Here is a 6906-nt window from a genome sequence, read left to right as displayed (position 1 = left end):
TTGTAAACGACTTGTTAAAGTTTATAATGGTTTGCTCATAAAACTAATTTTTGTCTTACATCACCTGATTCATTTCAATATAAAACAATAAGTTAAATGAATTTCTTGGAGTAATAATATGCAATCAAGCACATTCTGGTTTGACTATTTTGAAGAGAATCCTTTGGCAGATGACTTGGCGGATGACATCAGACATAACGGGGCAAGCAGCCGATTTTCTCGTCCTGATTGGCATTTGCTGATGACACCTATCGTATATCCCAACGATGTGATTAAAAAACAGACAAATATGCTAAGCCAATTGTTCGGCATTATAGAGAGCCTTCCTAAGATTGCTTTTGACGGTAATGTGCGAGATTTTTTAGCCACTGCAGGGTTTCGTGGCGAAACAGTCATTTCCTTGGCAGAGCGGTTATCCTCTCGAACTGGTTTGATTCCTTGCCGATGGGATATTTTAGACAATGGAACCGATTGGAAAGTCATGGAAGTGAACGTAGGCGGAGCCATCGGTGGTTTTGCTTATGATGGCATTCAAACACTATACGATGAGGCATTAGCTCAAGAAAAACAGGACACACCTTCTGTGGTTATTGAAGAGTATTGGCGATCGCCCTACTCCCACATTACACCCAAAATTGAAGACAAACTGGCAGAGCTCGAAAAGCCAATGCTAATAGTTGTCGACGATGCGCTTCAGTTTCAAGAAAGCCCTCTAGTGGCAAACAGTGCGTCTGGAGCATTAAGTGCACGGCTCAACCAAGACATCATCGCCATCCCCCATACAAAACTTAGTGATGTCATCGATTCGCATGATGGCTGCGTATTGGTCTTCGAAGTGTTTACGTTAAGTGATATTGCACGTTCATCCGACGACAGCTATGTGCCGTATTTGGACGGATTAGATAGTGGGAAAGTTCATTCCGTTATTCACCCTTTAAGCGAAGTCTTCATGAGTAAAGCCATTCTAGGGTTACTTAGGGAAGAGCGCGTTCAGTCAAAGCTCACTAAGGATCAAAACAACACAGTTGAAACCTTGATCCCCAATACGTTTATTGTATCTGAGGAAAATCTCAACCACCTTCTCGACTTGAACCAGAATGACTGGGTAATTAAAGACGCCATTGGCTACGGTGGACACGGCGTCTTTTGCGGTTGGGAGTGTAACAGTGAAGAGTGGGTCGCATTGCTAAATAAAGCGACGCTGGCAGAATCACCGACAGCCATTATGCAGCAAAGAATACAAGGCAAACGCGAAGCTGCCATTTCAATGACCCCCAAAGGTGTTTTTGTTGAATCGGACGAAGCTTCGGTGTTAGGTGTATTTATGTTAGGGGAAGAATTTGGCGGGGGTTGTGTACGCCAATCTTTATCTGGAAAAGGCGTAGTATGCACCGCCAATCAAGCTGCGCTCGGTGTTATGAGAGTTCAGAAATGATGCTGGTCGGCAACGTTCTTACGTTGCCGCGTTTGCTGGTTCAGAAGCTTGGTTAAGCATAGGGCTTTTGTAAAAGAACAATGCCCCGATGGCAAGCACAATGCAAATAAGCCATATATTCACTAATCCGATGTAAGCCGCACCAAAACCACACATAAGTGACCCGATGACCCCTCCGATTCTCATCACCAAAGAATTGAGCGAGTCTACCGTGGAGCGCACACTGTCATTTATGGAGTGATGCAACAGCTGGTTGTATGCAGACTTGCCGAGATGATTGGTAAAGTCGTAACAGACAAAAAGAAGTACAAACATCACAACGTTGCCAGACAACGCAAAAATAGTGGCCGCGATAAGACGAATAGCGACACTGACCATAAGCACCTTACCCATTTGCTGATCAAACTTATCGGATAACCAATTCGTCATTACAGCCGCTAGACTTCCTAAGTAAAAAGTGACGGCATACGTTAATCCATATACCCATTCTAATGGCTGTCCATCTGACAAATCTTCAAACCTAACTGGCCAAAACTTCTCGATGGCACTGGCGATGGGAATGGTAAGAAACATGGCGAACAATATTCGCCAAAGCACTGGGTGTTTCGCCGCGTCAATCCCACTTTTCATTTGAGTCGGCACACTTGTAAGTAATGCAAATGAAAAAGGCTTAAACTCTCGCTGCTCTTTAATCCAAAGCAATGCGATAATGAACACCAATGCCAAACATGCCAATCCAGCCCACAAAGACACATCGTAAAGTTGCCGCGCCTCAAAGCCGAATTCAACCCCACCGTACATAATGCCAGCACCGATTAAAGCGCCAGTAGCTGCAAAAAAACTGCTTCTAGCACTCACTCTCGCAAACCCCGCTTGCAAGGTAATATCCCCTTCACTTTCGTTAAAGGATTCAACAAACCAGGCTGTAAGTGTACCAGAGCTAATGGCGATACTGGCTCCCCACAAAAACATCGAAACAACACCACCAATAAAGCTTGGGATAAACAGCAGCACAAGATAAGACAGCATGCTAAACAAAATTGAGATCAGGAATACTTTCTTACGCCCAACTTGATCGGCCAAACCGCCCGTTGGCAATTCAAGCACCATGACTGTAATCCCCATGGTCGCCATGATCATTCCTATTTGAGGGATACTCATCCCAAACCCCAAAAGCAGCGGTGTCATTATTGGAATCACTAAAAACTGGGAGATAAAAAATAGCCCCATAAAGAGACCATATCGATGACTAAGCTGAATTCGATTCATCCACGTATCCGTAAATTATTGGCATTTTCCGCTCACTTTGCCCTATTGGGAATTGGAGAAAAGTGGCATTTAAAGTTTTGATGATGAAGGTAATTACGATTAAAGATACAAAGTAACACCACTAGAGAATAACGCTTTGATCACAGTTAAAACAACACCAATTATCATTTCATTAAAAAAGGTATAACATTTCCGGCGATTAAAATTGAACCGTTTTCGGTCAAATGAGACGAATTCCTCACCTTATTGGAGCCAGTATTTATGGATACAGCAGAGAAAATAGCGGAAGAACACGTTTTCAAACACGTTCCAGGTATGGACTCGGCTCAGAATATTGAAACGGTTTATGCAGACAGTCTGACTCCTAAAGCGTTTTACTCTCAATACGTTGCCCGAAACCGACCTTGCCTAATCAAGGGAGCAATAAAGCATTGGCCGGCGATGAAGAAATGGCGCTGCCCCGAGTACTTACTTGAAAAATGTCACGATGTCCCTACTCCTCACTATCCTCATATGAACTACGAAAGCCCAGAGCGAATGGGGGAAGGGCGAGAAGTAAAGCCTTTCCATGAAGTGCTAGAAATGCTGCAATCAAGTGATATAGGGATTCTGAGTGCTCCTTCGGTCGTATTGAGCGAAAAACCCTTTGATGTATTGTCTACCGACACCGATGGCTACCCTTTTCTACCCAACCCAAAGCCTCCCATTGCTTACCCAAAATCGAGAGCATTCATGTATAAGGGTGCGGGAACGGGCTGGCATTTTCATGTAACGGATGAAACCCTCATGAGCCAAGTGGTTGGTACTAAGAAGGTCGGCTTGCTACCGCCAGATAAACTCACCGATGACCTTGTGTTTGATGCATTTAAAGCCGATGCCTACCTTGAAAATGGTTCCTGTTTTGATGCCAGCCGATCTTCTCAATTGAAACCGTATACCGCAATGGTAGAGCCTGGTGATGCTATGTATATTCCACCCTTTTGGTGGCATGGTATTGAACCAACTGACGATAATTTTGGCATTACCGTTGCGCAATGCTGGCGCTCACCACTGCATGTGATGGGCGATCTGTCTTACCCAACGGTGAGAAAAATATGGAAGAAGGGTTACACCGAATTAGGAAAAGTGACCTTTCTTATTACGGGGTTAGGCATCGCCAGCTTGTTTGCCCAAGCGTGGCGATTCATCAGTAAACCTTTTCGAACTTAGATATTTGGTTCTGTTGATTTACACAGTGACGGGTTCTTCAATCTTAGGTTGGTTAAGCACCCTACTTTTGTAGATCAACAGCGCACCTGCTGAAATAACGACACAAGCAAGCCACACGTTTGTTAAACCAATATGTTCTGAAGCAAAGCCACAAAGCAAAGACCCAACAACGCCACCAAATCTCGTTGTCAGTGAAGAGACCGAATCGATAGTAGATCGGATTTCGTCGTCGGCTGATTGATGCAATAGCTCGCTGTATGCCGAACCACCCAATTGATGAAACAACTCGTAGCACATAAGAAAAGCGATAAACAGGTAGAGGTTCCCGCTTAAAGCAAACGCCGATGCAGCGATCATCCTTAGCAAAACACTCACAAATAGTACTTTACCCAATTGATGGCTAAGTTTCTCTGACAACCAATTAGTCATCATCGCCGCCAAGCTTCCTAAGCACAATATGGCGGTATAGGTTAAGCCATACGCCCACTCTAACGGGTTGTTACCTGACAGCGCTTCAAATTGAATAGGCCAGAATTTTTCGATTCCACTCGCAACAGGAACCGTAAGAAAGAGTGCCAATAGAATTCGCCAAAGTACTGGGTGCTTTACGGCTTTCACACCACTGGTAATCTGGTTAGGTAACTGGGCAAAAACTTTTATAGAAAGAGAATCGAAGTTTCGATCTTCTTTAATCCAAATTTGAGTAATCACGATGACAGCAAAAATAATGATCATCGCCAGCATGATCAAAAAGTTGTAAAGCGTGATAGCACTGTATCCAAGCTTCTCACCCACGAACATAACGGTCGAACCCGATAACGCCCCTAATGCACCTAGCAAGCTTGAATGGAAACTCACACGCGCAAAGCCTTTTTGCAGAGTCATCGTCCCTTCCGCTTTGTTAAATTGTTCGACAAACCATGCGTTTAAAGTGCCTGAATTAAGTGCAATGCTCGTTCCCCAGAGAAACATGCCTATCACTCCGCCAATAAAACCCTGAAACATCAGCAAGCAAAGATAAGCAAGAACACAAAACCACATCGAAAACGTGAACACTTTACGCCGTCCAATTTGATCGGCTAAACCACCTGTCGGTAATTCAAGCAGAATAACGGTCATGCCCATGGTCGCCATGATAATACCGATTTCCGGCAGGCTCATGCCAAAAGCCATTAACAAAGGGGTGAGTATCGGGATAAAAAGAAACAGTGAAAACAGGAAAAGCCCGGTAAACAACCCCATAAAGTGGCTCAGTTGCGATTTATTCATTGAGATTCCATTCTGAGAGAGGAAGACATCCACAAATCTCCCTCTGAACGAGGTAATTTATGAGATAGAACACATAACAGTGAGGCAATTTTATACCCCCACCTCTTAATATCCAACCGATTTTATAAAGAACTTTCTTATTTGATTTAGTACGTAAGCGAGTGAAGTTTTTCACCAAAAATCCGCCAGTTAGGAGAGGTAATGGTGGGTTATACCCTAGTGGTCTTTAGATAAGGATTGCAGAAAAAAACAAAAGCCCTCTGACCTCTCAGAGGGCTTCAAATATGATTGATTAACTTACAGGAAGTGAATCGTAGCGTTCAGCGTAAATGAACCGATTGAATCAATGTTGTTCTCATCGAATTTGAACTGCTGGTATGAACCACCTACAGACAGCATATCGATAACAAAATACTCAACACCAACACCGTACATCAACTTTGTGCCGTCGCCAGCTTTGGTGCCGTTGTTGTCCAGTTTGAAGTTGTGCAAACCGCCTTTCGCGTAGACATGCAAAGGACCAAAATCGATGCTTGGTTTTAGAGCGGCGTAAACAGAATTTGCTTCTGTACCACCATCAAATTTACCGTGGTTCCAAAAACCAGCTTCTACGCCAATAATTGGAAGAATACCCGTACCTACATGGGCACTTACCGCGGTTGCTGTGTTGCCATCGAGATCAGATTGACCAGCGTTAATGCCGCCGTACAACCATGAATCCGCGTTTGCAGTCGTTGCTGCGCCCATTAGTGCTAAAGCTAAAAGTGTTTTTTTCATTTCGTACAACTTTAATTAAGATCGTGCAAGCCTTCCCGCTACACACGCTTTTGATTACAACCATGATTCATCATGAACCACAAAAACATACCCAAAAAACCTATAAAAAGTCGTTTGAATATAGTTCTTCGTTAAGAAGATACTCAATAGTACCTGAGGCGGGCTTATTCTAAGATTAACAACAGGATTTCGCCATACTAAGATGTAAAACTTTTTAAATAATCTCTGTATTTTACATAGATATATACCCTTCTTAGTGAACATATAGAGGGCTAAATAAAAATGCCAACCTAAGGCTGGCATTTTACATAATTGCGTTACTTTCCTGTGCGGCTTAAGCGTCTTTTACAGGAAGTGGAACGTTGCTGTAACAGTAAACGAAGTAATGTCGTTAAAGTTGTCGCCACGGTTGAATGATTGCCATGAACCACCAAGAGACAAATTGTCGACGAGGAAATATTCTGCCCCCACTCCGTACATCAACCCAGTACCATCTCCGCCATTATCGCGGTCCCATGAATGCAGGCCACCTTTGGCGTAAACATGAAGAGGACCAAAATCGATACTTGGTTTTGCTGCAACAAATAGTGAGCGAGTATCGTTTCCGTGGCTCCAGTATCCGCCTTCCAGACCTAAGATCGGCAATATGCCGGTACCCACGTGGAAACCATATGCCGTTTCTTTGTCGGTGCCGCTGCCGAAATCAGACTGACCGAAATTACCACCAGCATAGAAAAAAGAATCCGCGCTGGCTGTTGCCGCAATGCTCGCTAAACCTAGAGCCAACAATGTTTTTTTCATTTCCATTCCCTCAAATACATGATCAGAGAATAACGATTTATCCCCGGTGAATTGACGCAACACATTAAAACAACAGTCGTATTTACGTCAGCTTAATCATTGTCCTGCAAATAATAGACCAGAAATAGAATTCCTGGTCAAAATTA

At 43.6% G+C, this 6906-nt stretch carries 6 protein-coding genes; 2 read left to right on the top strand and 4 right to left on the bottom strand.

What is annotated here, in order from left to right; all coding sequences use genetic code 11:
• The first annotated feature begins 118 nt into the window (after window positions 1-118).
• Window positions 119-1435: a hypothetical protein gene (locus tag Q8W40_RS19505; RefSeq protein WP_305399560.1), complete on the top strand. Its 1317-nt coding sequence runs from the start codon at window positions 119-121 to the stop codon at window positions 1433-1435.
• Between the two features lie 18 nt (window positions 1436-1453).
• Here Q8W40_RS19505 and Q8W40_RS19500 read toward each other — a convergent pair whose 3' ends face one another.
• Window positions 1454-2704, bottom strand: a complete 1251-nt coding sequence (locus Q8W40_RS19500; RefSeq protein WP_305399559.1) for an MFS transporter — start codon at window positions 2702-2704, stop codon at window positions 1454-1456.
• A gap of 261 nt (window positions 2705-2965) precedes the next feature.
• Here Q8W40_RS19500 and Q8W40_RS19495 point away from each other — a divergent pair, with 261 nt between their 5' ends.
• Entirely contained in the window at window positions 2966-3913 is a 948-nt protein-coding gene (locus Q8W40_RS19495; RefSeq protein WP_305399557.1) for a cupin-like domain-containing protein, read from the top strand.
• A gap of 18 nt (window positions 3914-3931) precedes the next feature.
• On the opposite strand, the gene Q8W40_RS19490 is transcribed toward Q8W40_RS19495, so the two are convergent.
• From Q8W40_RS19490 to Q8W40_RS19480, 3 genes are all read right to left on the bottom strand, one after another.
• Window positions 3932-5182: an MFS transporter gene (locus tag Q8W40_RS19490; RefSeq protein WP_305399556.1), complete on the bottom strand. Its 1251-nt coding sequence runs from the start codon at window positions 5180-5182 to the stop codon at window positions 3932-3934.
• A 297-nt stretch (window positions 5183-5479) separates the two neighbouring features.
• Entirely contained in the window at window positions 5480-5959 is a 480-nt protein-coding gene (locus Q8W40_RS19485; RefSeq protein WP_101113728.1) for an outer membrane beta-barrel protein, read from the bottom strand.
• 345 nt (window positions 5960-6304) lie between these two features.
• Complete coding sequence (locus Q8W40_RS19480) at window positions 6305-6760, bottom strand: porin family protein (protein ID WP_101113726.1); 456 nt, start codon at window positions 6758-6760, stop codon at window positions 6305-6307.
• Window positions 6761-6906: the final 146 nt, after the last annotated feature.

The sequence above is a fragment of the Vibrio penaeicida genome, from assembly GCF_030689305.1.
Taxonomy (GTDB): Bacteria; Pseudomonadota; Gammaproteobacteria; order Enterobacterales; family Vibrionaceae; genus Vibrio; species Vibrio penaeicida_B.
This window is presented reverse-complemented; position numbering and strand designations above follow the sequence as displayed.

Excerpts from the sequence above, each read along its gene's own strand:
- Q8W40_RS19505 (WP_305399560.1), top strand. The coding sequence starts at position 119 with ATGCAATCAAGCACATTCTGGTTTGACTATTTTGAAGAGAATCCTTTG.
- Q8W40_RS19500 (WP_305399559.1), bottom strand. The coding sequence starts at position 2,704 with ATGAATCGAATTCAGCTTAGTCATCGATATGGTCTCTTTATGGGGCTA.
- Q8W40_RS19495 (WP_305399557.1), top strand. The coding sequence starts at position 2,966 with ATGGATACAGCAGAGAAAATAGCGGAAGAACACGTTTTCAAACACGTT.
- Q8W40_RS19480 (WP_101113726.1), bottom strand. The coding sequence starts at position 6,760 with ATGAAAAAAACATTGTTGGCTCTAGGTTTAGCGAGCATTGCGGCAACA.
- Q8W40_RS19490 (WP_305399556.1), bottom strand. The coding sequence starts at position 5,182 with ATGAATAAATCGCAACTGAGCCACTTTATGGGGTTGTTTACCGGGCTT.
- Q8W40_RS19485 (WP_101113728.1), bottom strand. The coding sequence starts at position 5,959 with ATGAAAAAAACACTTTTAGCTTTAGCACTAATGGGCGCAGCAACGACT.